Origin of the sequence: Rossellomorea sp. NRS-1567 (genome assembly GCF_050467885.1) — a bacterium.
Classification (GTDB): Bacteria; Bacillota; Bacilli; order Bacillales; family Bacillaceae_B; genus Rossellomorea; species Rossellomorea aquimaris_C.
This window is the reverse complement of record NZ_JBITPL010000001.1, coordinates 54,759-80,323: the sequence shown is the minus strand read 5'-3', so window position 1 is coordinate 80,323 and position 25,565 is coordinate 54,759. Positions and strand designations below refer to the sequence as shown.

The 25,565-nt window shown below is 41.8% G+C and carries 24 protein-coding genes; 23 read left to right on the top strand and 1 reads right to left on the bottom strand.

Going from position 1 to position 25,565, the window contains the following annotated elements; translation table 11 throughout:
- Window positions 1-25 precede the first annotated feature (25 nt).
- The 20 genes from spoIIIAE to ACIFOD_RS00295 all read left to right on the top strand — a co-directional run bounded on the left by spoIIIAE (window position 26) and on the right by ACIFOD_RS00295 (window position 20,794).
- Window positions 26-1,222, top strand: a complete 1,197-nt coding sequence (gene spoIIIAE, locus ACIFOD_RS00390) for a stage III sporulation protein AE (RefSeq protein ID WP_430313092.1) — start codon at window positions 26-28, stop codon at window positions 1,220-1,222.
- Between the two features lie 18 nt (window positions 1,223-1,240).
- Entirely contained in the window at window positions 1,241-1,864 is a 624-nt protein-coding gene (spoIIIAF, locus tag ACIFOD_RS00385; RefSeq protein WP_430313091.1) for a stage III sporulation protein AF, read from the top strand.
- On the top strand, window positions 1,854-2,507 hold the full coding sequence (gene spoIIIAG / locus ACIFOD_RS00380) for a stage III sporulation protein AG (protein ID WP_430313090.1): 654 nt from the start codon (window positions 1,854-1,856) through the stop codon (window positions 2,505-2,507). Before spoIIIAF ends, spoIIIAG begins: the two co-directional genes overlap by 11 nt.
- A gap of 14 nt (window positions 2,508-2,521) precedes the next feature.
- Window positions 2,522-3,070: a SpoIIIAH-like family protein gene (locus tag ACIFOD_RS00375; protein ID WP_430313089.1), complete on the top strand. Its 549-nt coding sequence runs from the start codon at window positions 2,522-2,524 to the stop codon at window positions 3,068-3,070.
- Window positions 3,071-3,344: 274 nt separating this feature from the next.
- Entirely contained in the window at window positions 3,345-3,857 is a 513-nt protein-coding gene (accB, locus tag ACIFOD_RS00370) for an acetyl-CoA carboxylase biotin carboxyl carrier protein (protein ID WP_430313088.1), read from the top strand.
- 15 nt (window positions 3,858-3,872) lie between these two features.
- Complete coding sequence (accC, locus tag ACIFOD_RS00365; protein WP_113970462.1) at window positions 3,873-5,225, top strand: acetyl-CoA carboxylase biotin carboxylase subunit; 1,353 nt, start codon at window positions 3,873-3,875, stop codon at window positions 5,223-5,225.
- Window positions 5,226-5,249: 24 nt separating this feature from the next.
- Complete coding sequence (locus ACIFOD_RS00360) at window positions 5,250-5,660, top strand: Asp23/Gls24 family envelope stress response protein (RefSeq protein WP_113970461.1); 411 nt, start codon at window positions 5,250-5,252, stop codon at window positions 5,658-5,660.
- A 611-nt stretch (window positions 5,661-6,271) separates the two neighbouring features.
- Window positions 6,272-6,658, top strand: a complete 387-nt coding sequence (gene nusB, locus ACIFOD_RS00355; RefSeq protein ID WP_397553425.1) for a transcription antitermination factor NusB — start codon at window positions 6,272-6,274, stop codon at window positions 6,656-6,658.
- 21 nt (window positions 6,659-6,679) lie between these two features.
- The gene (gene folD / locus ACIFOD_RS00350; RefSeq protein ID WP_430313087.1) at window positions 6,680-7,546 is read left to right on the top strand and encodes a bifunctional methylenetetrahydrofolate dehydrogenase/methenyltetrahydrofolate cyclohydrolase FolD; all 867 of its coding nucleotides are present in this window, start codon (window positions 6,680-6,682) and stop codon (window positions 7,544-7,546) included.
- 118 nt (window positions 7,547-7,664) lie between these two features.
- On the top strand, window positions 7,665-9,032 hold the full coding sequence (gene xseA, locus ACIFOD_RS00345; RefSeq protein WP_430313086.1) for an exodeoxyribonuclease VII large subunit: 1,368 nt from the start codon (window positions 7,665-7,667) through the stop codon (window positions 9,030-9,032).
- Window positions 9,019-9,252, top strand: coding sequence for an exodeoxyribonuclease VII small subunit (xseB, locus tag ACIFOD_RS00340; protein ID WP_113970456.1), 234 nt, complete (start codon window positions 9,019-9,021; stop codon window positions 9,250-9,252). Before xseA ends, xseB begins: the two co-directional genes overlap by 14 nt.
- A gap of 3 nt (window positions 9,253-9,255) precedes the next feature.
- The gene (locus tag ACIFOD_RS00335; RefSeq protein ID WP_397553429.1) at window positions 9,256-10,146 is read left to right on the top strand and encodes a polyprenyl synthetase family protein; all 891 of its coding nucleotides are present in this window, start codon (window positions 9,256-9,258) and stop codon (window positions 10,144-10,146) included.
- 703 nt (window positions 10,147-10,849) lie between these two features.
- On the top strand, window positions 10,850-11,482 hold the full coding sequence (locus tag ACIFOD_RS00330) for a hypothetical protein (protein WP_397553430.1): 633 nt from the start codon (window positions 10,850-10,852) through the stop codon (window positions 11,480-11,482).
- 21 nt (window positions 11,483-11,503) lie between these two features.
- Window positions 11,504-13,396, top strand: coding sequence for a 1-deoxy-D-xylulose-5-phosphate synthase (gene dxs, locus ACIFOD_RS00325; protein WP_430313085.1), 1,893 nt, complete (start codon window positions 11,504-11,506; stop codon window positions 13,394-13,396).
- A 2-nt stretch (window positions 13,397-13,398) separates the two neighbouring features.
- The gene (locus ACIFOD_RS00320) at window positions 13,399-14,235 is read left to right on the top strand and encodes a TlyA family RNA methyltransferase (RefSeq protein ID WP_430313084.1); all 837 of its coding nucleotides are present in this window, start codon (window positions 13,399-13,401) and stop codon (window positions 14,233-14,235) included.
- Window positions 14,236-14,633: 398 nt separating this feature from the next.
- Window positions 14,634-15,083 carry a transcriptional regulator AhrC/ArgR gene (gene ahrC, locus ACIFOD_RS00315; protein WP_044340153.1) on the top strand — a complete coding sequence of 150 codons (450 nt, stop codon included), beginning with the start codon at window positions 14,634-14,636 and terminating at the stop codon, window positions 15,081-15,083.
- Window positions 15,084-15,204: 121 nt separating this feature from the next.
- Window positions 15,205-16,914 carry a DNA repair protein RecN gene (recN, locus tag ACIFOD_RS00310; RefSeq protein ID WP_397553433.1) on the top strand — a complete coding sequence of 570 codons (1,710 nt, stop codon included), beginning with the start codon at window positions 15,205-15,207 and terminating at the stop codon, window positions 16,912-16,914.
- Window positions 16,915-17,040: 126 nt separating this feature from the next.
- The gene (spoIVB, locus tag ACIFOD_RS00305) at window positions 17,041-18,330 is read left to right on the top strand and encodes a SpoIVB peptidase (protein WP_324744486.1); all 1,290 of its coding nucleotides are present in this window, start codon (window positions 17,041-17,043) and stop codon (window positions 18,328-18,330) included.
- 348 nt (window positions 18,331-18,678) lie between these two features.
- Window positions 18,679-19,458 (top strand): sporulation transcription factor Spo0A, encoded by a 780-nt coding sequence (gene spo0A / locus ACIFOD_RS00300; protein ID WP_113970450.1) that lies wholly within the window; start codon window positions 18,679-18,681, stop codon window positions 19,456-19,458.
- A 601-nt stretch (window positions 19,459-20,059) separates the two neighbouring features.
- Window positions 20,060-20,794: a glycerophosphodiester phosphodiesterase gene (locus ACIFOD_RS00295; RefSeq protein WP_430313083.1), complete on the top strand. Its 735-nt coding sequence runs from the start codon at window positions 20,060-20,062 to the stop codon at window positions 20,792-20,794.
- A gap of 14 nt (window positions 20,795-20,808) precedes the next feature.
- Here ACIFOD_RS00295 and ACIFOD_RS00290 read toward each other — a convergent pair whose 3' ends face one another.
- A complete protein-coding gene (locus ACIFOD_RS00290) occupies window positions 20,809-21,048 on the bottom strand; it encodes a DUF2627 domain-containing protein (protein ID WP_113968006.1) in 240 nt (79 codons plus the stop codon).
- A 134-nt stretch (window positions 21,049-21,182) separates the two neighbouring features.
- Here ACIFOD_RS00290 and ACIFOD_RS00285 point away from each other — a divergent pair, with 134 nt between their 5' ends.
- From ACIFOD_RS00285 to bcd, 3 genes are all read left to right on the top strand, one after another.
- On the top strand, window positions 21,183-23,252 hold the full coding sequence (locus ACIFOD_RS00285; RefSeq protein ID WP_430313082.1) for a sigma 54-interacting transcriptional regulator: 2,070 nt from the start codon (window positions 21,183-21,185) through the stop codon (window positions 23,250-23,252).
- Window positions 23,253-23,388: 136 nt separating this feature from the next.
- Window positions 23,389-24,297: a phosphate butyryltransferase gene (gene yqiS, locus ACIFOD_RS00280; RefSeq protein ID WP_430313081.1), complete on the top strand. Its 909-nt coding sequence runs from the start codon at window positions 23,389-23,391 to the stop codon at window positions 24,295-24,297.
- 39 nt (window positions 24,298-24,336) lie between these two features.
- The gene (bcd, locus tag ACIFOD_RS00275; protein ID WP_113967509.1) at window positions 24,337-25,434 is read left to right on the top strand and encodes a branched-chain amino acid dehydrogenase; all 1,098 of its coding nucleotides are present in this window, start codon (window positions 24,337-24,339) and stop codon (window positions 25,432-25,434) included.
- The last annotated feature ends 131 nt before the right edge of the window (window positions 25,435-25,565 follow it).

Sequence of the window (25,565 nt, the reverse complement as noted above, 5' to 3'; positions counted from 1 at the left end):
AAACGTTAAGAGGTGGAATAAATTGTTGCAAATATATCGAATAATCGTCATAGCACTCGTCATTTTTTTCGTAGGAGCCTCCAGTGGACAAGCTGAAGAAGGGGAAGAACAGAATCCGCCCGATTCGACGATTCAACAGCAAATGATCGATCAGCAGTTAGATCAGTTAGGAATCGAAGAATTAAAAGGGTTTTGGAACAGTATTGTGGATGAATACGGTGGCTATCTTCCTGAAAGTCAAAAGGGCAGTTTGGTTGATTTTATCAAAGGAGAAAAAGAGTTTTCTTTTAAAGCATGGTTTAGTGGAATCTTCAAGTTCGCCTTCCAGGAGCTTGTGATGAATGGGAAGCTATTAGGAACGCTGATTATGCTCACGATTTTCAGTATGTTTCTTCAATCCCTGCAGAATGCATTCGAAGGAGGGAGTGTCAGCAAGGTTGCATATAGCATTGTGTTCATGGTGTTGATCATCATCGCCCTTAATAGTTTTCACGTGGCGATTGATTACACCCGGGATGCCATCTCCACCATGATCCACTTCATCATTGCCCTCATACCTTTGTTGTTAGCCCTTATTGCCGCTTCCGGGGGAATAGTATCTGCCGCATTTTTCCATCCTGTGATTATCTTTTTAATGAACACAAGCGGTTTGTTGATCCAAAATGTCGTGCTGCCCCTGCTATTTCTGGCGGCGCTTTTAAGTATCGTAAGTACCCTTTCCACTCATTATAAAGTGACGCAGCTGGCACAATTATTGCGCACATGGAGTATCGGGTTATTAGGAGCCTTCATGACCGTTTTCCTTGGTGTTATATCCGTACAGGGAGCCACGGCAGCGGTGACTGATGGGATTACCATTCGAACAGCGAAATTTGTAACAGGAAATTTTGTACCTGTGATCGGCAGAATGTTCACCGATGCGACGGACACAGTGATCAGCGCTTCCGTTCTATTAAAGAATACAGTGGGAATCGCTGGTGTCGCCATTGTTCTGATCATTGCAGCTTTTCCCGCAATCAAGATCCTCATGATTGCGTTTATTTATAAATTAGCAGCGGCTCTCTTGCAACCCCTCGGTGGCGGACCGGTGATAGAATGTCTCGATATCATTGCCAAAAGTGTGATTTATGTGTTTGCGGCCCTTGCCATTGTATCCTTTATGTTCTTTTTGAGTCTTACCGTCATCATTGCAGCAGGAAATATCACGATGATGATGAGATAAAGAGGAAGGAGTATCGTCATGTCATTTCTCACCGATTGGATTACAAATATTATAATCTTTGTTCTCTTAGCCACCGTCATTGACATGCTTCTTCCCAGTTCCAACATGCAAAAATATGCGAAAATCGTGACTGGCTTATTGTTGATCACCATTATCCTTACCCCTTTGTTTAAATTAATGTCAACCGATTTTGATACGGTGATGGAGTCAATTGATATAAATGGAGATTCCCGGAATAATTCAGTAGAAAATTTAATAGAAATGAAGAAAAAAGAAATACAAGCCTCACAACGTGCATATATTTTAGAACAGATGGCTGTCCAAATGAAACAACAAGCTGAAAAGGAGATGATGGATGAACACGGTAAGGTCATTGAGAAGGTTGTAGTAAAAGCAGATGATTTGGAGAATGTCCCGGATAGTATCACAGAAGTGACAGTGGTAGTGAAAGACAAACAAGAAAACACTACGATTGAAACCGTTCAAAACGTGGAGATCGATACGGGAGCTGAGCCAAGAAAGAAAACCCCTGAAGAAAGTACGTCCCAAATGGCCTCCTTACTTGCCGAGCAATGGAATCTTACACCAGACAAAATAATCATTACAGTTGAAGGGGGGACTGGGGAAGCCAATGAACTTTAATAAAAGTCCGCTTAACGCATTGAAGGAATGGCTGTCAAAAGAAAATTCCAATTCACCGCCAAAGGATAAAAAAGGGAATAAGTTTCAATACTTTCTCATTGTTCTGTTAGTAGGTGTCGCCTTTATGCTGATCAGTGATCTTTGGAGCAGGGATAGCAGCTTGGAGGTCTCGAAATCAGTAGACGAAGGAGTACCTGAAGAGGTCGCGACATTCGGCTCTGGCCATAAGGAATCGGATGGCTCCATGAGAGGGTACGAAGATCAATACGAAAACCAATTGAAAGAAGCACTTGATCAAATTGTCGGGGTCAGCGAAGTACATGTTGTGGTCAATGTAGAGGCAACAGAGTCAAAAGTATATATAAAGAATGAATCCACACAGTCACAAACAACTTCAGAAGAAGATAAACAAGGTGGAAAACGATCGATAGAGGATAAATCGCGAGAAGAAGAAATGGTCATCGTGAGGGATGGAGAGAAAGAAATTCCCATTGTGAAAGAAACTAAAAAACCTAAAGTCAGCGGTGTCCTTGTTGTAGCAAAAGGGGCCGATAATATACAAATCAAAAAATGGATCATAGAGGCTGTTACCCGCGGATTAGACGTACCAAGTCACAGGGTATCGGTTCTGCCCAAAAAATAAGGGGGAAATGATAGATGTTACTTAAAAAACAAACGGTTTGGTTATTAACGATGTTAAGTCTTGTGATCGTGCTTTCAGTGTATTACATTACTTCTCCTACACAGCAAGTGTCAGATATGGCATATGAAGAAAAGGACGGAAAAGAGCAAGCGAAAGAAGATGGGAAGGAAACCATGTCTGACATGGAAGTCGTAACAGACGCAGCTGGAAATGAAATGTTCGAAGCTTTAAGAATTGAAGTATTGGATCAACGTGAACAGCTTCGCGAAGAACTGGAAGCGAAAGTGGCGAACGCTGATGTATCAGCAGAGGAAAAAAGCGCTGCCTATGAAGAAATGGAGAACTTAAGAGAATTGGCCATGACAGAATCAGTATTGGAAACCATGATTAAAACAATGGGTTATGAAGATGCGTTAGTCAGAGCTAACGGTGAAAATATCCGAATTACAGTGAAATCCGACAAAGAGCACTCAACAGCCGATGCAAATGAAATCATCCGCCTTGTGATGAGTGAAGTTGGTCAGATGAAACCGGTAGCAGTAGAATTCCAGCCAACAAACTAACGTGTACACCAGTGCCGCCGAAGGGAAACCTTCAGGCGGCCATTTTTTGTTTGAAAAAAGGTAATGCATTGACCTGCATCACACCTAAACTTCCTCAGAAATCAAAAAAATTCTTCTATTATTTTATTTTTTTCCTAAAAAGGTCTAGAATAGAGAATAGGGTTGTATGCGCTTTACAGAATGGTAGGAATCGCATATTGAATTTATACGAGGTATTATCGTATGATATTAGTAGCTAGTCATAATTTTTTAAACTATAAGAGGGGTGTCAACCGTGTTAAAAATTCAAGAAATTCGTGAAATAATCAAACTCGTAGATCATTCTAGTGTTGATGAGTTTACATACGAGCATGATGGTTCGAAAATTAAACTTAAAAAGAATAATGGTGTAACAGTTTCCGGGCAACCACAAGTCGTTCAGGCAGTAGAGGAAGTAAAACCTGCAGCTCAAGCAGTACAGCAGGCTCCTGCGCCTGTACAGGAAGCAGCTCCTTCCATAAATACAGAAGAAAAAGAAGCTCCACAAGCAAAAGCAGAAGATTCAAACTTACATAAAATCACGTCTCCTATGGTTGGGACGTTCTATCAATCTTCTTCCCCGGAATCAGGTCCATATGTGAAGGTTGGAGATAAAGTCGATGAAAGCTCTGTCGTATGTATCGTAGAAGCGATGAAATTATTTAATGAGATCGAAGCTGAAGTAAAAGGTGAAATTACTGAAATCTTAGTAAAAGACGGTCAATTGGTTGAATATGGACAGCCGTTATTCTTGGTCAAACCTGAATAAGGAGCGAAAATAGATATGATAAAAAAAGTATTAATCGCCAATCGAGGAGAAATTGCGGTACGTATTATTCGTGCATGCCGAGATTTAGGCATCGAAAGTGTAGCCGTATATTCTGAAGCAGATAAAGAAGCACTCCATGTTCAATTAGCGGATGAAGCTTATTGCATCGGACCGACTGCATCGAAAGACAGCTACCTGAATTTCACAAACATTATTAGCGTGGCAAAACTGACAGACTGTGATGCCATTCACCCGGGTTACGGATTTTTAGCAGAGAACTCTGATTTTGCAGACCTGTGCCGCGATTGTAACATCATCTTCATTGGTCCTTCACCAGAAGCGATCTCGAAGATGGGTACGAAAGACGTGGCTCGTGAAACTATGAGAGAAGCAGGTGTTCCCATCGTACCAGGCTCAAAAGGTATCGTGAAGGACGCAGAAGATGCTGTACAGCTTGCAGAATCCATGGGGTATCCTGTCATCATCAAAGCCACAGCCGGTGGTGGAGGAAAAGGGATCCGTGTTGCGAAAAGTGAGGAAGAGCTTGTTAAAGGGGTAACGATCACTCAGCAAGAAGCCATGACTGCATTCGGTAACCCTGGTGTTTACATTGAAAAGTACATTGAAGACTTCAGGCATGTGGAAATCCAGGTGCTGGCTGATAATTTCGGGAACGTGATCCATCTCGGGGAACGTGACTGTACGATTCAGCGCCGCCTTCAAAAACTGATCGAGGAAACGCCATCACCCGCTTTAACAGAAGAAATTCGTGTTAAAATGGGGGAAGCAGCAGTAAAAGCAGCCCAAGCGGTTGATTATACTGGTGCCGGCACGGTAGAATTTATATATGACTACGTAAATCAATCATTCTACTTTATGGAAATGAATACCCGTATTCAGGTAGAACACCCTGTAACAGAACAGGTAACAGGAGTCGATTTGATTAAAGAACAAATTCTCGTAGCATCAGGAGAAAAACTTTCTCTTACACAGGAAGAAGTAACGTTCACTGGTTGGGCCATTGAATGTCGTATCAATGCAGAGAATCCTGAGAAGAACTTCATGCCTTCAGCGGGGCGCATTGAAATGTATCTTCCACCAGGCGGCATAGGCGTAAGAATCGATTCAGCCGCATATCCTGGTTATATGATCCCTCCATACTACGATAGTATGATTGCCAAAGTGATCACCTATGGAGCGACTCGTGAAGAAGCGATCTCGAGAATGAAACGTGCCTTGAGTGAATTTGTGGTTGAGGGAGTACACACAACGATCCCGTTCCATTTGAAACTATTAGATCATGAAACCTTTGTTGGTGGGGAATTTAATACGAAATTCTTAGAGAAGTACGAAGTAATGAAATCCTAGTGTGAATTCAGGAGGTGCCTTAAAATGGCGGAAAATCAAAACCTTTTACAAATGTCTCACGGTAAAGACGGCCTTGGGAAGATTGAAATCGCACCTGAAGTGATTGAAGTGATTGCAGGAATCGCTGCTTCAGAAGTAGAAGGCGTTTCACAAATGCGTGGTAACTTCGCAACAGGTGTCGTCGAGCGTCTCGGAAAGAAAAACCACGGTAAAGGTGTCAAAGTGGAGCTTGCAGAGGAAGGAATCATCGTGGATGTATACTGCATCATGAAATTTGGTGTAGCCATCCCGACAGTGGCTCAAAAAATCCAGGATAACATTCGTCAAGCCCTGCTTAACATGACTGCATTAGAAGCAGATGAAGTAAATGTTCATATCGTAGGCATTCAATTTGAGAATCAGAAATTTGAAGCTGAAATTGAAGACGAAATGTAAGAGAGGGACGGTCCTTTAGGGGGCCGTTCTTTTTTGTGTGTAGGTTTGTGTCTGAATTGGTGTTTTTTTGTAAAACGGCTGTATTATTGCGTAAATTGGCCGGATTATTTCATGGAACGGCTGGATTCCGAAAGGTTTCGGCTGGATTTTTCATCAAAACGGCTGGAATTATTGAAATTCCGGCTGGATTCTTCTCGAGAAGCGCTTTTCAATTTTCAAGAAATGCTTGTCGGGCCTGACCAACCCGCCTCCGCTTTTCTGATTGTCCAGCTCCGGGGCTTAGAGGCTCGAGGTCATAAGTCAAACCTGCCAAAAAGGCAAAGAACGCCTTTCCGGCAGGTTCGTCTTATGCTTGTCGCCTCTGGGCAAAGCCCCTCCGCTTTTCTGATTGTCCAGCTTCGGCGGGTAGTCCCTCAAGGTCATTTCTGAAAAATCCCCAAAGGCAAAGAACGCCTTCAGGGATTTCCCAGAAATGCTTGTCGGACCTGACCAACCCGCCTCCGCTTTTCTTGTCAGAATATTGATTTTTTTACATAGACGTGCGTATTACCCTTAGTTTGTGCTATTATCAAAGGTATGAAAATTGATGGATTAAAAGGAGTAAATATAAGATGAAGAGAAGAGTTGCTCGTGAAAAGGCCTTACAAGCGTTATTTCAAATAGATATGAGTGGGATTGAGCCGGATGTTGCGTTAACCAATGTGCTGGAGGAAGATCAAAAGATGGATGCCTATCTTCAACAGCTTGTTCTCGGGTTCATTGAGAATCAGGAACGTATCGATGGACACATTCGTGAAAACCTGGAGAAATGGTCCTTTGACCGCCTGGCAAAGGTAGATCGTAACATCTTGCGTTTAGGAGTCTATGAACTGCTGTTTGTGGAAGACGTCCCTAATAATGTAGTCATTAACGAAGCAGTTGAAATTGCAAAGATCTTTGGAGATGATCAATCAAGCAAGTTTATCAATGGTGTTCTTTCAAAGGTAAGTCAATCTTAACAATGTTAGGGGTCGAGTGGAATGTCAGCTTCTATAATTGATGGCAAACTCATTGCAGGTCATTATCGTGAAAGATTAAACAGTCAGATCGAGGAGCTTAAGGAAAAGGATGTCACTCCAGGGTTGGCTGTCATCCTGGTAGGAGATAACCATGCTTCTCATTCATATGTCAAAATGAAGAGAAAAGCGTGCAGTAATCTGGGCATTCATTCAGAGCTTTATCAATATGAATCCAGTTTAACTCAAGATGAACTGCTGAATAAAATTGAAGAGTTAAATGAACAGAGCCATATTCATGGCATTCTTGTTCAACTGCCTCTCCCTGAGCATATTAATCCAATAACCGTGATTGAAACGATTTCCCCATCAAAAGATGTGGACGGATTTCATCCCGTTTCCATTGGGAAAATGGTGACCAATCAAGATACCTTCTATTCTTGTACGCCACTTGGAATCATGAAGATGCTTGAATATGAAAACATTTCAGTAGAAGGTAAACACGTCGTGATTTTAGGAAGAAGTAACATTGTCGGAAAACCGGCAGGTCACTTATTCCTCAATCGTAATGCGACGGTTACGTATTGCCATTCGAAAACGAAGAATATGTCTTTCTACACAAAGCAGGCAGATATTATCGTATCTGCGGTAGGGAAAGCCAATCTAATCGGCGCAGAGGATATTAAACCGGGAGCCGTAGTCATCGACGTCGGAATGAATCGTGATGAAAACGGTGCACTTTGTGGGGATGTGAATTTTTCAGAAGTGAAGGAAAAAGCCGGAAAAATCACACCTGTTCCTGGTGGTGTCGGCCCTATGACGATTACGATGCTACTGTATAATACAGTGAAATCTGCCGAATGGGCTCTTGCCAATCGCCAAAACGGTTAAAAAATAGTACACTATAGGTAACATAAAACGGAAAGGGACAGCTCATCGCTGGTCCCTTTCCGTATTCCTACATACAAAAGCCTTTACAAATTGCAGGAAACAAAGGAGTCACTTGAGCATGGAACTCGATCAATCACGTTATTTAACGGTACAAGCTCTGACAAAATACATAAAGCGTAAATTCGATAGAGATCCCCACCTGTCCAATCTATTCGTACGGGGGGAAATTTCTAATTTCAAAAGACATTCAAGCGGCCATATGTACTTTACCCTGAAAGACGAAAAAGCCCGTATCTTGTCTGTCATGTTTTCAAGTAATAATCAATCCATGAAATTCAGACCTGAAAATGGAATGAATGTGTTGATTCGGGGAGACGTCTCTGTCTATGAATCAGGTGGGCAATATCAGATCTATGTAAAAGAAATGCAGCCTGATGGAATCGGTGAGCTGTATTTGGCGTATGAGCAGTTGAAAGAGAAGCTTGAGAAAGCAGGTTATTTCGATCAAGGCCGGAAGCGTTTCATTCCTAAGTTTCCGAAACGAATCGCCGTTGTGACATCTCCAACAGGTGCTGCAATCAGAGATATCATTACAACCATCAAAAGAAGATATCCAATTGGGGAAATCCTTATTTTCCCTGCTTTGGTTCAAGGGGAACAAGCCGCAGGATCGATTGCCGGGGCAATGAAAAAGGTAAATGATCTGGGGGATATAGATGTATTGATTATTGGCCGGGGCGGTGGTTCGATTGAAGAGTTGTGGGCGTTTAACGAAGAGATCGTGGCCCAAGCCATCGTTGAGTCAAAAATCCCCGTCATTTCTGCTGTCGGACATGAGACAGACTTTACGATTGCCGACTTTGTAGCCGACTTAAGAGCACCTACACCAACAGCAGCGGGAGAATTAGCGGTTCCACACGTTGATGATTTGCTGGAAAGAATCATGAATCGTAGATTACGACTGATCAAATCGTTCAAGGCAAAGCTTCAAAGTGAGCGCAGCCGCTTAAATAGTTTAATGAAATCCTACGCTTTAAGAAACCCGCGTAATCTATATCAACAGAAAATTGAAACCGTCGACCGGCTGACCGACCAGCTGCAAAAAAATATAAGCCTTCATGTAAGGCGAAATCACGATCAATTAACCCGTCTTCACTCACGACTTCAACGTGTACATCCTTCACAACTCATCACCATTCAACACGAGAGAGTCTTATTTATGAAGACGCGGGTAGAAAAGCAATTTAAACAGGTGCTGAAAGAAAAGAATAATCGTTTCAGTTCTTCCCTGTCTACCTTGCATGCCCTGAGTCCTTTAAAGGTCATGGACAGAGGATACAGCCTGGTTTATCAGGATGAAGGTACATTGATCAAATCATCCAAGCAAGTCAAAGCTGGTGACCATCTGGAGATAAATGTAAGAGATGGTAAAATACATTGCGAAGTTGAATCCGTTGAGGAGCGTGAAAATAATGGCGAAGTCTAAAGAAGAACTATCATTTGAAACAGCTATGGAACAATTGGAAGAGATTGTGGAGAAACTGGAAGAGGGAGAAGTTCCATTGGAGAAAGCGTTAGAGTTCTATCAAAAAGGAATGGATCTTTCGAAATACTGTCATGATACGTTGCAAAAAGCAGAAAACCAATTAACAAAGATGATGACAGATGAAGGGGAAAAAGCCTTCGACCTGGATGAGGGGGAATAAAGGGTGAATCCTCACGTTGATCTGAAAGAATTTCAACAACAGCATGGAGAATTGATTACCAATCATATGGTCGAGACAATAGACAGCCTTGCTATGCCCCCGAACTTGAAGGGAGCTATGATCTATTCATTGCAAGCAGGTGGAAAGAGAATTCGTCCCATCCTCCTTTTAGCAACGATTAAAGCCTTTAACAAGGACCCTTTACTCGGGTTAAACACTGCGTCTGCCCTCGAAATGATTCATACCTATTCCTTGATTCATGATGACCTTCCTGCCATGGATGATGACGATTTGAGAAGAGGGAAGCCGACCAATCATAAAATGTTTGGGGAAGCGATGGCGATTTTGGCCGGTGACGGTTTACTGACCTTTAGTTTTCAACTGATTGCAGAGGACAATGACCTTACAAGTGACATGAAGATAAGGCTCATCGGTCTTTTAGCGAAGTGCGCAGGACCTCAAGGTATGGTTGGCGGACAAGTTGCGGATATCGAAGGGGAAAATAAGCAGCTATCAGTGACAGAACTTGAAGGCATCCATGAGCATAAAACAGGTAAGTTATTGATATTTAGTGTGCTGGCAGGCGGAATTGTTTCTGAGGCGTCGGAGGAAGAGCTGGAATTACTTGAAAAATTTGCTTATCATATTGGACTCGCCTTTCAAATCCAGGATGACATCCTGGATATTGAAGGCTCGGAAGAAATGATTGGAAAGCCTGTAGGGAGCGACGAATCAAAACTTAAGAGTACCTATCCAAGCCTACTGACGATGGCAGGAGCTAAGGAAAAGCTTCACTACCACTTGAACGAAGCGTTAGCATCACTGAAACAAATGCCTATTGATACCCGACTTCTTACCGAAATTGCCCAATTAATCGTTGCCCGGAATCATTAAAACCATTCTATGTTTGAGCAAATTATTTAACATATGTTATAATGTAAGTAGAATAAATTTTGGGGTGGTGCAGTATTCTAGTCAGTCCACCAATCCTGAAGGTGGGCCTAAAAATCCACTAAAGGGCACATCGATGAAGTTCCTGGAATTGGCTTGAGGCGCCCAGCCTTGGGTCATATCTGGGAGTAAGGCTTGAGGGCGATCCACAATGGCATGTGGGCGTTGACCCGCGAGCCGCGGAGGCTTTGTTTCTTATGCTGGCATTAAGCATATGCAATAAGAACAAAGTATGAACCTGCGATGTGATGATTCACTAGCAGCGTAGCCTGCCTTGAGTGAAGAGTGAGGGGATTATGGTTACAAGGTACACATCAGTTGGCCATTGATATGTGCTTTTTCGCCCATATGAAATCCTCTTTGCAAAAGAGGCTAAGGATTGCGTTAAGGACTGTTGAGGAAAACTCCTAGACTGTTCATATTCGGACATATAAAGAGGATTATAGTGCGGACTAAGTGGTAATCCAGTCTAGCTTGTGGTGACGCAGCTAAGTCGGGTTTAATGGGAAACCGCCGGTATGGCAACATCCGGTATCTGATTGGGAAAACCTACTGGACCTAAGCTGCAATTTTTACTCTTTATATGACCCCCCAATTACATATAAACAAACTATTTACACAGTAGAAACGGTGTGTTTAAACGATAATGAATGAAACAATGAAAAACTCAATAAAGTGGAGTGTCAGCATTGCCGTTATCACATTTGTGTTAGCGGCTATTTTTTCAGTTACATCCAATATGGTTTTAAATGGAGTCGCATGGTATACAGGACTGGTTGTTGTGTTCATCATCGTCTTTATCGGTATCTTCTTTGATATGCTGGGGATTGCTGCAACGGCTGCTGATGAAACCCCTTTTCATGCCATGGCGGCCAAAAAAGTGTACGGTGCACGTTATTCAATTAAAATCGTCCGGAACGCAGACCGTTTCGCAAGCTTCTGTAACGACGTAATCGGCGATATTTCAGGGATTATAAGTGGTACTGCGTCAGCGATTGTCATTATACAATTAGCCGTATCTTTTCAGCTTGAAGGCGGCTCTTTGAGAGAATATATTGTAAGTGTAACACTGACAAGTATCATAGCTTCCTTGACCGTTGGAGGCAAAGCGCTTGGAAAAACGTTTGCTATCACCTATTCTAAGGATATAATATTTAGAGTTGGTAAAGTTCTACAATTTTTTGAAGATCGATTTCACATCGTAGTGATTAAAGATAAAAAAGACAAAAAAGATAAAAACAAGAAAAAACGTTACAAGCGTGCGAAACAAAATATTTAGTGATGAAAGTGAGTGGACCCCATGGATTTATTATCAATAAAGGAGCCTTCTTTTCTTAAAAATATGTCGAATGAACAATTAGAAGAGCTCAGTCAAGAGATTCGCCATTTCTTAATAAAGAATCTATCTAAGACTGGCGGTCATATTGGTCCAAACTTAGGGGTGGTCGAATTAACAGTTGCCCTTCATAAGCATTTCTCAAGTCCAAAAGATAAAATCCTTTGGGATGTTGGTCATCAGTCGTATGTACATAAGATCTTGACTGGCCGTGCATGTCAGTTTGATACGTTGCGACAATACAAAGGGTTATGTGGTTTCCCTAAACGCAATGAAAGCGAGCATGATGTATGGGAAACGGGGCATAGCTCTACTTCACTATCCGCAGCCATGGGTATGGCAATCGCAAGGGATGTCAAAAAAGAAGATTCATTCATCATCCCTGTGATCGGAGATGGTGCCTTAACGGGTGGGATGGCACTCGAGGCACTTAACCACATTGGTCATGAAAAGAAAGATATGATCGTCGTTTTAAATGATAATGAAATGTCCATTGCCCCAAATGTTGGAGCCCTTCACAGTGTTCTTGGCCGATTGCGCACTGCCGGGAAGTACAACTGGGTGAAGGATGAAATGGAATATATTCTTAAACGGATCCCTGCTGTCGGTGGCAAATTAGCAAGTACGGCTGAGCGGGTGAAAGATAGCTTAAAGTATTTATTTGTTTCAGGTATGTTCTTTGAAGAATTAGGATTTACCTATCTTGGGCCAATCGATGGACACGATTATAATGATCTATCTGAAAACATCCAGTATGCGAAGAAAACAAAAGGTCCAGTCCTTTTACACGTCATAACGAAAAAAGGAAAAGGGTTTCATCCTGCTGAATCAGACAAGCAGGGCACATGGCATGGTACAGGTCCATACAAGATTGACACAGGAGACCTGATTAAACCTATAAATGCCCCACCTTCCTGGAGTGGGCTTGTAAGTGAGACCGTCAGAAAGATTGCCCGTGAGGATGAACGAATTGTCGCCATCACTCCAGCCATGCCGGTAGGATCAAAACTGCTTGGATTTGCTGAAGAATTCCCCGATCGAATGTTTGATGTAGGGATTGCCGAGCAGCATGCCACCACGGTGGCAGCGGGTCTTGCTACTCAGGATATGAAGCCATTCCTGGCCATTTATTCAACATTCCTGCAAAGAGCGTATGACCAAGTGGTTCACGATATTTGCCGACAAAACTTAAATGTCTTCATCGGGATTGACCGTGCCGGATTAGTCGGTGCCGATGGTGAAACGCATCAAGGGGTATTTGATATTGCCTTTTTAAGGCATTTACCGAATATGGTGATCATGATGCCGAAGGACGAAAATGAAGGTCAACACCTTGTTAATACGGCTCTTCAGTATAATGATGGTCCAATTGCGTTACGCTATCCCCGTGGAAACGGATATGGAGTGCCTATGGATTCAGAGCTGAAAACCATTCCAATCGGAACGTGGGAAGTATTGAAGCAAGGTACAGATGCTGCCATATTGACATTTGGTACCACGATTCCAATGGCGATGGAAGCGGCTGATGAGCTCGAGAACCAAGGTCTTTCCGTTCGGGTCGTGAATGCGAGATTCATTAAACCAATGGACGAAACGATGCTAAAGAGTATCCTTGGAGAAGAAATGCCTATTTTAACGATAGAAGAGGCCGTTCTTCAAGGAGGATTCGGAAGCGGTGTTCTTGAGTTCGCGCAAGAACAGGGTTACCATAACGCCGTGATTGACCGCATAGGAATTCCTGATTACTTCATCGAGCATGGAAGCGTGAAGGAATTGCTGAACGAAATCGGTATGACTAAAGAAAATGTCGTAGATCGTATTTTAACGATAACACCAAAAAAACAAAAAAGGGCTTAATGATGAAAGTAAAAAAACAACGTGTAGACGTACTTCTTGTAGAACGAGGATTAATTGAAACGAGAGAAAAAGCTAAAAGGGCTGTCATGGCGGGACTTGTCTATTCCAATGAAATGAGATTGGACAAGGCCGGGGAAAAAGTAAGTGAAGATATTCCCCTTACGATAAAGGGGAAAGTGATCCCCTATGTGAGCCGTGGCGGCTTGAAGCTGGAAAAAGCTTTACAAGTCTTTGATGTAGACGTCAACGATAAAGTGATGATAGATATCGGGGCGTCTACTGGAGGATTTACCGATTGTGCTTTGCAAAACGGGGCAAAGATGTCCTATGCACTTGATGTAGGGTACAACCAACTAGCCTGGAAGCTAAGACAGGATGAGCGGGTCGTGGTAATGGAAAGGACCAACTTCCGTTACGTTACCCCGGCTGATTTGCAAAGAGAAATGCCAAGCTTTGCATCCATCGATGTATCCTTTATTTCCCTTTCCTTGATATTACCTGTACTGAAAACATTATTGGTGCCTGGTGGGGACTGCGTCGCTTTAATCAAGCCGCAGTTTGAAGCAGGGAAGGACCAGGTTGGGAAGAAAGGAATTGTAAGAGATCCCGCCGTGCACAAAATGGTCATCGAGAAAATCATGACGTTATCGATTAAAGAAGGCTACCATATCTCCGGCTTATCCTATTCTCCTATCACAGGTGGAGATGGGAATATTGAATTTCTCATTCATTTGAAATGGTCGGGGCAAGAGGGTGAAGGAGAATCGCTTCTCACCACCACACCGGATGAAGTGATTGAGGAAGCGCATCATCAATTAAAGGCGAAAATCCAGCAGTAAAATAGGGCCACTCTTCTTCGGAGGGTGGCTTTTTGACGTCTCTATTGAACTAAGTATGGTTTTGAAAATAAAACAGTCCCTTCCTGAATTTATGTTTCTAAAACCTATCCTAAACAGAGGATCATGACACTTTTAATGTCATTTTTCAGAAAAAATACATGCTGTATTACCGAAAAGGGCGAAACTTCATGAAAATCTGTCGCTGTGAACAAGCCTTCCGGACCAACACGTCTAATGCTTGTCGCCACAGGGTGAGCCCTTTCCTCTTTGCTTGTCGGGCCTCACCAAGCCGCCTCCCCTTTTCTTTTTTATTGTACTCTGATACAAAATAGGCTAACATAAACGTAGAGGTATATTTATACAGGTTTTAATCAAATGTAAGAGGTGTATGTTCTATGATGAACAAAGGGCAAAGACATATAAAAATCAGAGAAATCATTACGAATAGAGATGTGGAAACACAGGATGAGCTGGTGGAAAGTCTTAAGAATGCTGGCTTTAATGTGACCCAGGCTACCGTATCGAGGGATATTAAAGAATTGCATTTGGTTAAAGTACCGTTGATGGATGGCAGATACAAATATAGTCTGCCTGCTGATCAGCGCTTTAATCCTCTGCAAAAACTTAAGCGTACCCTGACCGATGCGTTTGTTAAAGTGGACCAGGCAGGGCATATGCTGGTCATGAAGACTCTACCTGGTAATGCCAATGCTATCGGTGCTTTAATTGATAACTTGGACTGGGAAGAGATTCTGGGGACGATTTGTGGGGATGACACATGTTTGATCATCTGCCGCACTGAAGAAGAGACAAAGATTGTTTCAGAACGTTTTTTAGATATGCTATAAAGGGTAGGATCAATTCTAAATTAATGTGCTGCTGTTTGCAGCCCTTCATACAAAATTCAATAGGAAGCTTTTCTTTTAAATTGTTTGAGGGAAAAGTTCCTTTTTATTTGAGGTGAATGTTTTGCTACAAGAACTATCAATCAAAAATTTCGCCATAATTGAATCCCTCTCTCTTTCCTTTGAAGAAGGCCTTACCGTTCTATCAGGGGAGACTGGAGCTGGGAAGTCGATTATCATAGATGCCATTCACTTATTGGTTGGTGGAAGAGGATCCTCGGAATACGTTCGGCATGGGGAGAAAAAGGCTGAAATTGAAGGGTTATTTATTCTTGATAATGAAACGCATCCTTGCATTGGGAAAGCGGCGAGCTTCGGGATAGAGATCGAAGAAGGCATGATCATCCTCAGAAGAGATATCTCGAGTTCAGGAAAAAGTGTTTGCAGGATCAATGGTAAGCTCGTGACGATTGCGATCATGAGGGAAATCGGTGCTTCACTTATTGATATTCATGGACAGCATGAGCATCAAGAGCTGATGAATGAAAGCCTTCATCTTTCCTTATTGGATCAATTCGGGGGAGATGAGATTGCTTCTGGTCTCTCGAGTTACGGAGAAGTATACAAAGAATATCTTTCCATTTATAAGCAGCTAAACAGGCTTAATGAGAACGAGCAGGAGATGGCGCATCGATTGGATCTCATTCAGTTTCAGCTGAAAGAAATTCATGATGCGGATCTGCAATTAAACGAAGATGATGAGCTAATGGAAGAGAAACGGAAGCTTATGAACTTTGAAAAGCTTTTTGAAGCACTGCAGACTTCGTATGACAGCATTCAAGGCGAGAGAAAAGGGCTGGACTGGACAGGCCTTGCCATGAGTCATCTCGAGACAGCTGCAGAAGTGGATTCACAATATGATAAGACTCTGGAATCTGTTTCGAATGCTTTTTATATGCTTGAAGATGCTGCTCAACAAGTAAGAGGAGAGTTAGATCAACTTGAATTTGAACCGAACCGTTTGGATCTTATCGAGACGAGACTGAACGAGATTAACGGTTTAAAGAGAAAGTATGGATCCTCTGTAGAAGAAATTCTCGCATATAGTTCAAAGATTGAAGAAGAAATTGAAACCATCGTGAACAAAGATTCTCATGTCGAACATTTACAAAGTAAATTACAATCACTTGAGAAAGACTTATCATTAGAGGCGAGAAATCTGTCACAATCGAGAAAGCAGTGGGCGAAGAAATTAACCACAAGTATTCATGAGCAGTTAAAGCAACTTTACATGGATAAAACGAAATTTGACGTTCGTTTTGTGAAAAGTGGGGAAAATGAATCGTTTTCCTTCAATCATTTTAAAAAGGATGGTTGGGATACAGTGGAGTTTTACATATCCACCAATCCGGGTGAGCCTTTAAAGCCGCTGTCCAAAGTGGCTTCAGGTGGAGAACTTTCCCGCATTATGTTAGCTTTGAAGACCATCTTTTCCAAACACCAGGGAATCACCTCCATCATTTTTGATGAGGTGGATACGGGAGTGAGTGGAAGAGTGGCTCAAGCGATCGCTGAAAAAATTTATCAGGTGGCCATTCATTCCCAGGTGATGTGTATATCTCACTTGCCACAAGTAGCTGCGATGGCGGATTGTCACTTGTTTATTTCGAAAAAACTTTCAGGCGGCAGAACGAGCACAATGGTTAAACGTCTTCAAGAGAAGGAAAAGATCAAAGAAATCTCCAGAATGATTTCAGGAGTGGAAATTACAGATTTAACATTGGAACATGCCAAGGAATTGTTGCAGTTAGCAGGTTCCATTAAAGAAACATGAAAAGCTATCCAATTCGGGTAGCTTTTTTTTCATGATTACCAGTTATAAATGTGGCTTTTAAAGGCAAAATTAAAACTGTAGCCAATAGTTAGTGTGTGTGGATTAGAAGCGAGGAGAGTGAATATATTGAGTTTAGATTGGTTAAGAAAATGTATAGGTGGAATTCTCCTTGTTTCGCTTTGCCTTATTGGTTTCTACAAACCTGTTCAACAGTTTATCAATACTCCGAACTCTGTAAGGGTGATGGAAGGGGATCAAGTTGCTCTCCCTAAGGCTGCATCCGTTACGACGATGGGTTCGTCTGATAATCAACATGTTCAATTGAAAGAAGAGGAAGGTCAGCTCTCAATCCAAGGAAGTTCTGTAGGCAAGGATGAAGTGGTATTTGAGTTAGCTGGGTTACCCATTAAAAAAGTCGATGTAGAAGTACTGAAAGATTTCAAGGTGATCCCGGGTGGTCAATCCATCGGGGTGAAATTAAATACTGTCGGGGTGTTAGTCGTAGGTCATCATCTGGTTGAAACAGATGCAGGTAAGATGTCTCCCGGCGAAAAAGCCGGAATTCAGGTAGGGGATATGATTACAGAAATAAACGGAACGAAAATTGAAGAACTTGCGGATGTTGCTCCTTTTGTTCAGAAAGCAGGAGAAGAATCCCGATCTTTAGACGTTGTGATCAAGCGTGAACAGAAGACCGTAAAAACTCAATTGCTACCGTTAAAAGAAAAAGGGGAAAAGAACTATAAATTAGGGTTATATATTCGTGATTCTGCAGCTGGAATCGGTACGATGACGTTCTTTGACCCGAAGTCCAAGAAGTATGGGGCGCTGGGACATGTCATTTCTGATATGGATACAAAAAAACCGATTGTCGTTGAAAACGGAGAAATCGTTCATTCAGAAGTAACGTCCATTCAAAAAGGGACCGATGGAAAACCAGGTGAAAAATTAGCCCGTTTTTCTTCTGATCGCAACGTCATTGGAAACATTACCAGGAACAGTCCATTCGGGATTTTTGGTGAATTAAATCAATCCATCGATAACGATCTAATGGATAAACCAATGCCCATCGCTCTTTCCCATCAAGTGAAAGAAGGACCTGCCCAGATATTGACTGTGGTAGATGGAAAAGATGTAGAAATGTACGATATTGAAATTGTCAGCACCATTCCACAGAAATATCCGGCAACAAAAGGAATGGTTTTGAAAGTAACAGATCCGAAGCTATTGGATAAAACCGGTGGAATTGTCCAAGGCATGAGTGGAAGTCCCATTATTCAAAACGGTAAAGTCATCGGAGCCGTCACGCATGTGTTTGTAAATGATCCTACAAGCGGCTATGGCGTTCACATTGAATGGATGCTGAGTGAAGCGGGAATCGATATTTACAAGAAAGATCATGACCGAGCAAGCTAAAAGTGGAAAACCCTTACTAAAGTCCCGATCGTGGGTGCTTATAAGGGTTCTTTTTTATCCTGACAATTGGTTTTGTGAAATCTACGTGATTCAAGAAGAAGGACATTAGGAAATAAGGAAGGTTTGCCAAAAGCACGGTAAGCTTGTTAAAATAAAGATTATTCGACAAACCATTGAGTAAATATCGAATAGGGTCGAAATATAAAGAAATCTTTAGAAAATCAAAGAAAATATAATATTTTTCAAGTTTTTTTCAAAAATAAAAGGAATTTAGGTTGCATTGTCGAAAAAGTAATTTAGAATAAAATTACAGAGAAGAATTAATTAGGATTGAGGAGGAAACCTGTAGTGAAATCGATTAAAGTATGTGTTGTGGATGATAACCGTGAACTTACGTCATTATTGGAAGACTACATTGCTTCACAAAATGATATGGAAGTAGTAGGAATTGCTCATAATGGCCAAGATTGTTTAGATTTGTTAGAAGAAGTGGAGCCTGATGTCCTGGTATTGGATATTATTATGCCTCATTTGGACGGGCTCGCTGTGCTCGAACGACTTCGTGAAAAGAAGAGCATTCCTAATGTCATCATGCTGACAGCTTTCGGTCAAGAAGATGTTACGAAGAAAGCCGTCGACCTTGGAGCTTCTTACTTTATCCTAAAGCCATTTGATATGGAAAATCTAGTGAGTCACATTAGACAAGTAAGCGGTAAATCAAACTCAATCATCAAAAAACCTTCCTCATCCAGAATGCATACAGAACAGAAACCAAGAAATTTAGATGCAAGTATTACAAGCATCATCCACGAAATTGGCGTTCCGGCACATATTAAAGGTTACTTATATTTAAGAGAAGCGATTTCTATGGTTTATAACGATATTGAATTACTTGGTTCAATTACAAAAGTACTCTACCCGGATATTGCAAAAAAATACAACACTACAGCATCAAGAGTAGAACGGGCTATCCGTCATGCAATTGAAGTAGCTTGGAGCAGAGGGAATATAGATTCCATTTCTTCTCTTTTCGGATATACAGTGAGTATGTCGAAAGCAAAGCCGACAAACTCAGAGTTCATCGCCATGGTTGCTGATAAGCTTCGTTTAGAGCACATGGCTTCATGAAAGAGTAAGGAGTAGAGCCATCATTTTTTTAGCCCAATAGTATGATTGTAAAACCCTATGAGCCCAGGTGGATTCGTGGGGTTTTTTGGTTTAAAGATAATCGTCCAATAATTTTTCCGTTTTCTCAGTAGAAATCGCCTCTTTTTTCAAAAGTAGGAGGACGCCCTTACGGCTTGTCCATTCTTACATAAGATACAATGTAATACAAAATCATATATAGGGAGGTGAGACAATGGGATGCTTCCGTGATAGAGATGATGTAGCTGGTGCTTTTGACAGAGACAGAGACGACTTTAGAGTTCCTGTTAGAGCTTTTATTAGAGGAGAGGATTTCTGCAGAGCTGTACGCCGTTGTGACAGAGACGATGTAAGAGGTATTGAAGACCGTCGCCGTAGAAGAAGATGCTGCAGGTGGTTTTAATAGTTGTCAGCCTTAACATTGAAACAAAAAAATCCTGAGCTTCTCAGGATTTTTTTATAAAGGTTTCATCCTTTGAGGAGATTTGAAATAAGTATATAATGGGAGGAGACAAACATTCATAAGGATTGATAAAGAATGTACATACAGGAATAGATTATCTTAAGAAAAGGGAGTGCACTCATGACGCTAATCTTTGCACACCGTGGCTCAGCCGGGACTCACCCGGAAAATACGATGGACGCATTTTTTGAAGCTGAAAGAGTAGGGGCGGACGGTATTGAATTAGATGTTCAGCTAACAAAAGATGGAGAAATCGTCGTCATTCATGATGAAACGGTTGATCGCACAACCAATGGGAAAGGGTTTGTCAAAGACTATACGTTTAAGGACATTCAAAAGCTGCAGGCGAATTTCAAATTTAAAAGTAAGTTGTTTAAAAAAAATCGTTTGCCTTCATTGAGAGAGGTATTTCAGTGGTTAAAGGGCAATGATATGCTTTGTAATATTGAATTGAAAAACAGCATTATGGACTATCAGGGCTTGGAAGAAAAAGTGATCGGATTGATTAGGGAGTTTGGGTTTGAGGATCGAATCATCATTTCTTCCTTTAATCACTATTCGATCGTGGCCTGCTACCGATTGGAGCCTGCAGTTGAAATTGCTCCATTGTACTCATCGGGTCTATATATGCCCTGGATTTATGCCAGGTCCATCAGGGCGAAAGCGATACATCCCAATTTAAAGGCTGCCCCCGATGAGATCATTATAGAAGCCATGAAAAACGGGATAGCTGTCAGGCCCTATACGGTTAATAAGATAGATCAGATGGAGAGACTTCTCAGTATTGGCTGTTCAGGGATTGTGACGGACTTTCCTGATCGGGCATTGAAGTTAAGGAATCATAAAAAAAGCTAGCGTAGAAAATTACGCTAGCTTTTTTTCGTGAATCGGGACTGTACTTTATTGCGCTTTCGATCACGGTGCAGAACAAATCCCGCAATAAAACCGAGACCGCAAATAAAGAATAGCAAACCGATCACGAATTGCAGCCATAAATAAGGAATGGGTGACTGCAGAATCCCAAATAACATATCTCTCATCAATTTAATCCCCAGTGCAGCAAGTGCGCCAGGAATCAACATTATAATAAGGGCAATTAGTCGGACCATGAGGTGCATAACTCCTTTTTTCGCTTCCATACTAAAATTCTAACTCCAACTAGAAAATTGTCAAGTTTAGAAAAGTAGTGTAACATTATGGTTGTGAAAAAAATTGCAGGTATTGATAGTCGGGGTGAAAAATGTTGCAAGAGGTTCTAATTGTCGGTGGGGGTAAAGGTGGAACAGCGATTTTAAAAATCCTCCACGAAGCTTCCGTCATGAAAGTGATTGCAGTTGTAGACCTAAATAAAAACGCTTCAGGTATATTGTTGGCTAAAGAGCTGGGGATACCAGTTGGTACTGATTGGCGACAATTCCTGAATGATACTGTTGATATCGTCATTGAAGTGACCGGTGAACAAAAAGTGTTTGAAGATATAAGAGATATGCGGGGGAAGAATACAGTCATTATTCCAGGCAGTGTTGCCTTTCTTATCTCAAAGCTTCTCGAAGATAAGGAAGATCTCATTCATCAATTAACAAGTGAGTCGTTTAAAAGAGATCTTATTTTTAACTCGACTGATGATGGTATGGTCGGGATTGATGATCAAGGAAATGTGATGCTTTATAATAAAAGCGCAGAGCGGATGATTGGGAAGGATCAGGAAGACGTTATCGGGATGCATATCTCTGACGTGATTCCCGAGAGTAAATTAACCACCACGATGGAAACACGGCGTACTGAAACCAATCAAGAAGTGGTGTTGGATAATGGGCTGAAGATCATCTCCAATCGTATTCCGATGATTACCGACAATGATGAGATCATTGGTGCTTTTTCTGTGTTTAAAGACATCACGGAGGTCGTGAATCTTGCCGAGGAAATAACGAACCTCAAAGAAATCCAGACCATGCTTGAGGCTATCATTCATTCCAGCGATGATGCCATTTCAGTAGTCGACGAAGAGGGGAAAGGAATATTAATAAACCCTGCCTATACACGAATTACAGGGCTCACCCAAGAAGAAGTAATCGGAAAACCGGCAACTGCAGATATTTCCGAAGGAGAGAGTATTCACTTAAAAGTCCTTCAAACAAGAAGGGCCATCAGGGGAACAAGAATGCGGGTTGGTCCGAAACGTAAAGAAGTGATCGTTAATGTAGCTCCTATCATAGTGAACAATAAGCTCAAAGGGAGTGTCGGTGTCATCCATGATATGTCTGAGATTCAGTCACTCACCCAGGAGTTGGATCGTGCGAGAAGAATCATTCGGACCCTTGAAGCAAAGTATATGTTTGAAGACATCATCGGAGACTCAGAGGAAATGATGATTGCCGTAGAACAAGCGAAATTGGGGGCGAAAACGCCTGCCACTGTTCTTCTTCGGGGTGAATCCGGTACGGGAAAAGAATTATTTGCACACGCGATACATAATGCGAGTGATCGAAAGTTCAACAAATTCCTGCGGGTCAATTGTGCTGCATTATCGGAGAATCTATTGGAAAGTGAATTATTTGGATATGAAGAAGGTGCCTTTTCTGGAGCGAAGCGGGGAGGCAAGCGAGGATTATTTGAAGAAGCCAATAATGGCAGCATATTCCTGGATGAAATTGGGGAGTTGAGCGCCAACACTCAAGCCAAGTTACTGAGGGTCCTGCAGGAGAGAGAAATTGTTCGGGTTGGGGGGACAAAATCCATCCAGATTAATGTCCGGGTCATTGCGGCGACGAATGTGAATTTGGAAAAAGGAATCGCTGACGGTTCTTTCAGAGAAGATCTTTACTACCGGCTAAACCGAATGCCCATTCAAATACCTCCACTGCGACATCGTAAATCAGATATTCCCCTCATTTCTGAAACCCTGATAACCAAGATCAACCAGGATTACGGTAGAAATGTTGAAGGCGTTACAGAGGAAGCGATGAACAAGTTAATGAATTACCATTGGCCAGGGAATGTCAGAGAGCTTGAGAATGTATTGGGTCGAGCGATTATCTTTATGAATTACAACGAAGTAATGATTGCCGGCAATCATTTACCTCAGCTGGAGAATACATCAAAGAGCCATCTTGAAAAGGTTGCGGCCGATCCATCAGGAAGCCTCAAAGATTTGGCCACTCAAGTAGAACAATATGAAAGAAATATAATTCAGAAGGTTTTAGAGCAGAATAATGGTAACAAAACGGCAGCAGCCAAAGCATTAAATGTTTCAGTGCGAAATTTGTATTACAAAATTGAAAAATATAACATTGAAATAACTAGCATGAAATAATTTGCGTGGTATGAAGAAAATTGCATGGTTAAATGTTTGGAAATGAAGCGTTTTCAACACTTTAAAAGTTGGCACGGTTCTTGCATATAGTTTAATGGGAACATAATAACAGAAAAAAGGGGTTGAAACGACATACATGAATCTACAATCTTTGGTGGAAAAAGCAACCCAGATAGAAAATTCCACTGTAGCTGTCGCAGCTGCAGAAGATAAAGAAGTCCTTGGGGCTGTCGCAATGGCAGTTGAAAAAAATATGGCCGAATTTTTATTGTTTGGTGATAAAGAAGAAATTCTCACTCTTTTAGAAGAGGTCGCTCCACAGCTTCGGTCACACGGCAACATTAAAATCAAGCATGCTTTTTCTCCACAGAAAGCAGCGGAACTAGCTGTGAAGGCTGTAAAGGAAAACGAAGCAAGTGCTTTAATGAAAGGAAATGTTCCTACTGCTGTCATTTTAAAGGCAGTGTTAAATAAAGAGTGGGGACTCCGTACAGGTAATGTATTATCACATGTTGCAGCTTTTGAGGTGGCTGGGTTCGATAGATTGACATTTATTACTGATGCAGCTATGAACATTGCACCTGATTTGCAGCAAAAAGCGCAAATTATTGAAAATGCCGTTGAGATTGCCCGATCAATCGGTGTCATCCATCCGAAAGTTGCCCCGATAGCCGCGGTTGAAGTAGTGAATCCGGCCATGCAGGCAACTGTGGATGCCGCTTCCCTTACGATGATGAATCAGAGAGGTCAGATTCGTAATTGTGCCGTCGACGGACCGTTAGCCCTTGATAATGCAGTTTCTCATCATGCTGCTGAACATAAAGGGATTGAAAGTGAAGTCGCAGGACAAGCTGATATCCTGCTTGTTCCGAATATCGAAACGGGTAATGCTCTTTATAAGTCCCTGATCTACTTCGCAAAAGCGAAAGTTGGGGCTGTGATTGCGGGAGCAAAAGCACCCATTGTGTTAACATCCAGAGCAGACAGTGCAGAAAGCAAGTTATATTCATTGGCACTGGCTATATGTTCTGCTTCAAATAAATAAGAAACATTAAACATAATTAGACTTTAGGGGGAAATAAAAATGAAAATTTTCAGCTATATGGAACAATATGATTATGAGCAATTGGTATTCTGTCAAGATGAAGCATCAGGGTTAAAAGCGATCATCGCCATTCATGATACTACTCTTGGACCTGCACTTGGAGGAACCCGTATGTGGACATACGAATCTGAAGAAGCGGCGATAGAAGATGCTCTGCGTCTTGCCAAAGGAATGACGTATAAGAATGCAGCTGCCGGGCTTAACTTAGGTGGAGGGAAAACGGTTATCATCGGTGATCCACGCAAAGATAAGAATGAAGAAATGTTCCGTGCGTTTGGTCGCTACATCCAAGGATTAAACGGTCGTTATATTACTGCAGAAGATGTTGGTACTACCGTTGCTGATATGGACTTGATCCATGAAGAAACAGATTATGTAACAGGTATCTCACCAGCCTTTGGTTCTTCAGGTAACCCTTCTCCTGTTACGGCTTATGGAGTATACCGTGGAATTAAAGCTGCAGCGAAAGAAGCCTTTGGAACAGATTCACTGGAAGGGAAAACAATCGCTGTTCAAGGAATCGGTAATGTTGCGTACAATATGTGCCGCCATCTTCACGAAGAAGGAGCAAATCTGATCGTTACAGATATCAATAAAGAAGCTGTTCAACGTGCTGTAGACGAATTCGGAGCAAAAGCTGTTGATATCAACGAAATTTATGGAGTTGAATGTGACATCTTTGCCCCATGTGCATTAGGAGCGATCATCAACGACGAAACCATTCCACAGCTAAAAGCAAAAGTCATTGCAGGGGCTGCGAATAACCAATTAAAAGAAACTCGTCATGGTGACGCGATCCATGAAATGGGTATCGTTTATGCACCTGACTATGTCATCAATGCAGGTGGAGTCATCAACGTGGCGGATGAATTATATGGCTACAATAGTGAAAGAGCGATGAAAAAAGTGGAGCAAGTGTACAACAACGTTGAGCGGGTTATTGAAATCGCTAAACGTGATAATGTTCCAACTTACGTAGCTGCTGATCGTATGGCGGAAGAAAGAATCGAGAAAATGCGTCGTTCAAGAAGCCAGTTCTTACAAAACGGTCAACATATTTTAAGCAGACGTGGATAATTAGAAGAAAAAACGCTTTACTTCTAACAAAAGTAGAGCGTTTCTTCCCTGTTAATGCGAACATCGAACAGATTAAGGGGTTATCTATCATAGGGGAAAAATTCTACGTACAAACATTACAATAATAGCTA

What these genes read in the sequence shown, in the direction of transcription:
- ACIFOD_RS00360 (WP_113970461.1), top strand. Translation starts at nt 5,250, where the DNA reads ATGGCGGAAAATCAAAACCTTTTACAAATGTCTCACGGTAAAGACGGC.
- ACIFOD_RS00290 (WP_113968006.1), bottom strand. Translation starts at nt 21,048, where the DNA reads ATGGTCCGACTAATTGCCCTTATTATAATGTTGATTCCTGGCGCACTT.
- ACIFOD_RS00320 (WP_430313084.1), top strand. Translation starts at nt 13,399, where the DNA reads ATGAAAGTAAAAAAACAACGTGTAGACGTACTTCTTGTAGAACGAGGA.
- xseA (WP_430313086.1), top strand. Translation starts at nt 7,665, where the DNA reads ATGGAACTCGATCAATCACGTTATTTAACGGTACAAGCTCTGACAAAA.
- spoIIIAG (WP_430313090.1), top strand. Translation starts at nt 1,854, where the DNA reads ATGAACTTTAATAAAAGTCCGCTTAACGCATTGAAGGAATGGCTGTCA.
- bcd (WP_113967509.1), top strand. Translation starts at nt 24,337, where the DNA reads ATGAAAATTTTCAGCTATATGGAACAATATGATTATGAGCAATTGGTA.
- dxs (WP_430313085.1), top strand. Translation starts at nt 11,504, where the DNA reads ATGGATTTATTATCAATAAAGGAGCCTTCTTTTCTTAAAAATATGTCG.
- ACIFOD_RS00330 (WP_397553430.1), top strand. Translation starts at nt 10,850, where the DNA reads ATGAATGAAACAATGAAAAACTCAATAAAGTGGAGTGTCAGCATTGCC.
- accC (WP_113970462.1), top strand. Translation starts at nt 3,873, where the DNA reads ATGATAAAAAAAGTATTAATCGCCAATCGAGGAGAAATTGCGGTACGT.
- spoIIIAF (WP_430313091.1), top strand. Translation starts at nt 1,241, where the DNA reads ATGTCATTTCTCACCGATTGGATTACAAATATTATAATCTTTGTTCTC.
- folD (WP_430313087.1), top strand. Translation starts at nt 6,680, where the DNA reads ATGTCAGCTTCTATAATTGATGGCAAACTCATTGCAGGTCATTATCGT.
- xseB (WP_113970456.1), top strand. Translation starts at nt 9,019, where the DNA reads ATGGCGAAGTCTAAAGAAGAACTATCATTTGAAACAGCTATGGAACAA.
- yqiS (WP_430313081.1), top strand. Translation starts at nt 23,389, where the DNA reads ATGAATCTACAATCTTTGGTGGAAAAAGCAACCCAGATAGAAAATTCC.
- ACIFOD_RS00295 (WP_430313083.1), top strand. Translation starts at nt 20,060, where the DNA reads ATGACGCTAATCTTTGCACACCGTGGCTCAGCCGGGACTCACCCGGAA.
- ACIFOD_RS00375 (WP_430313089.1), top strand. Translation starts at nt 2,522, where the DNA reads ATGTTACTTAAAAAACAAACGGTTTGGTTATTAACGATGTTAAGTCTT.
- ahrC (WP_044340153.1), top strand. Translation starts at nt 14,634, where the DNA reads ATGAACAAAGGGCAAAGACATATAAAAATCAGAGAAATCATTACGAAT.
- nusB (WP_397553425.1), top strand. Translation starts at nt 6,272, where the DNA reads ATGAAGAGAAGAGTTGCTCGTGAAAAGGCCTTACAAGCGTTATTTCAA.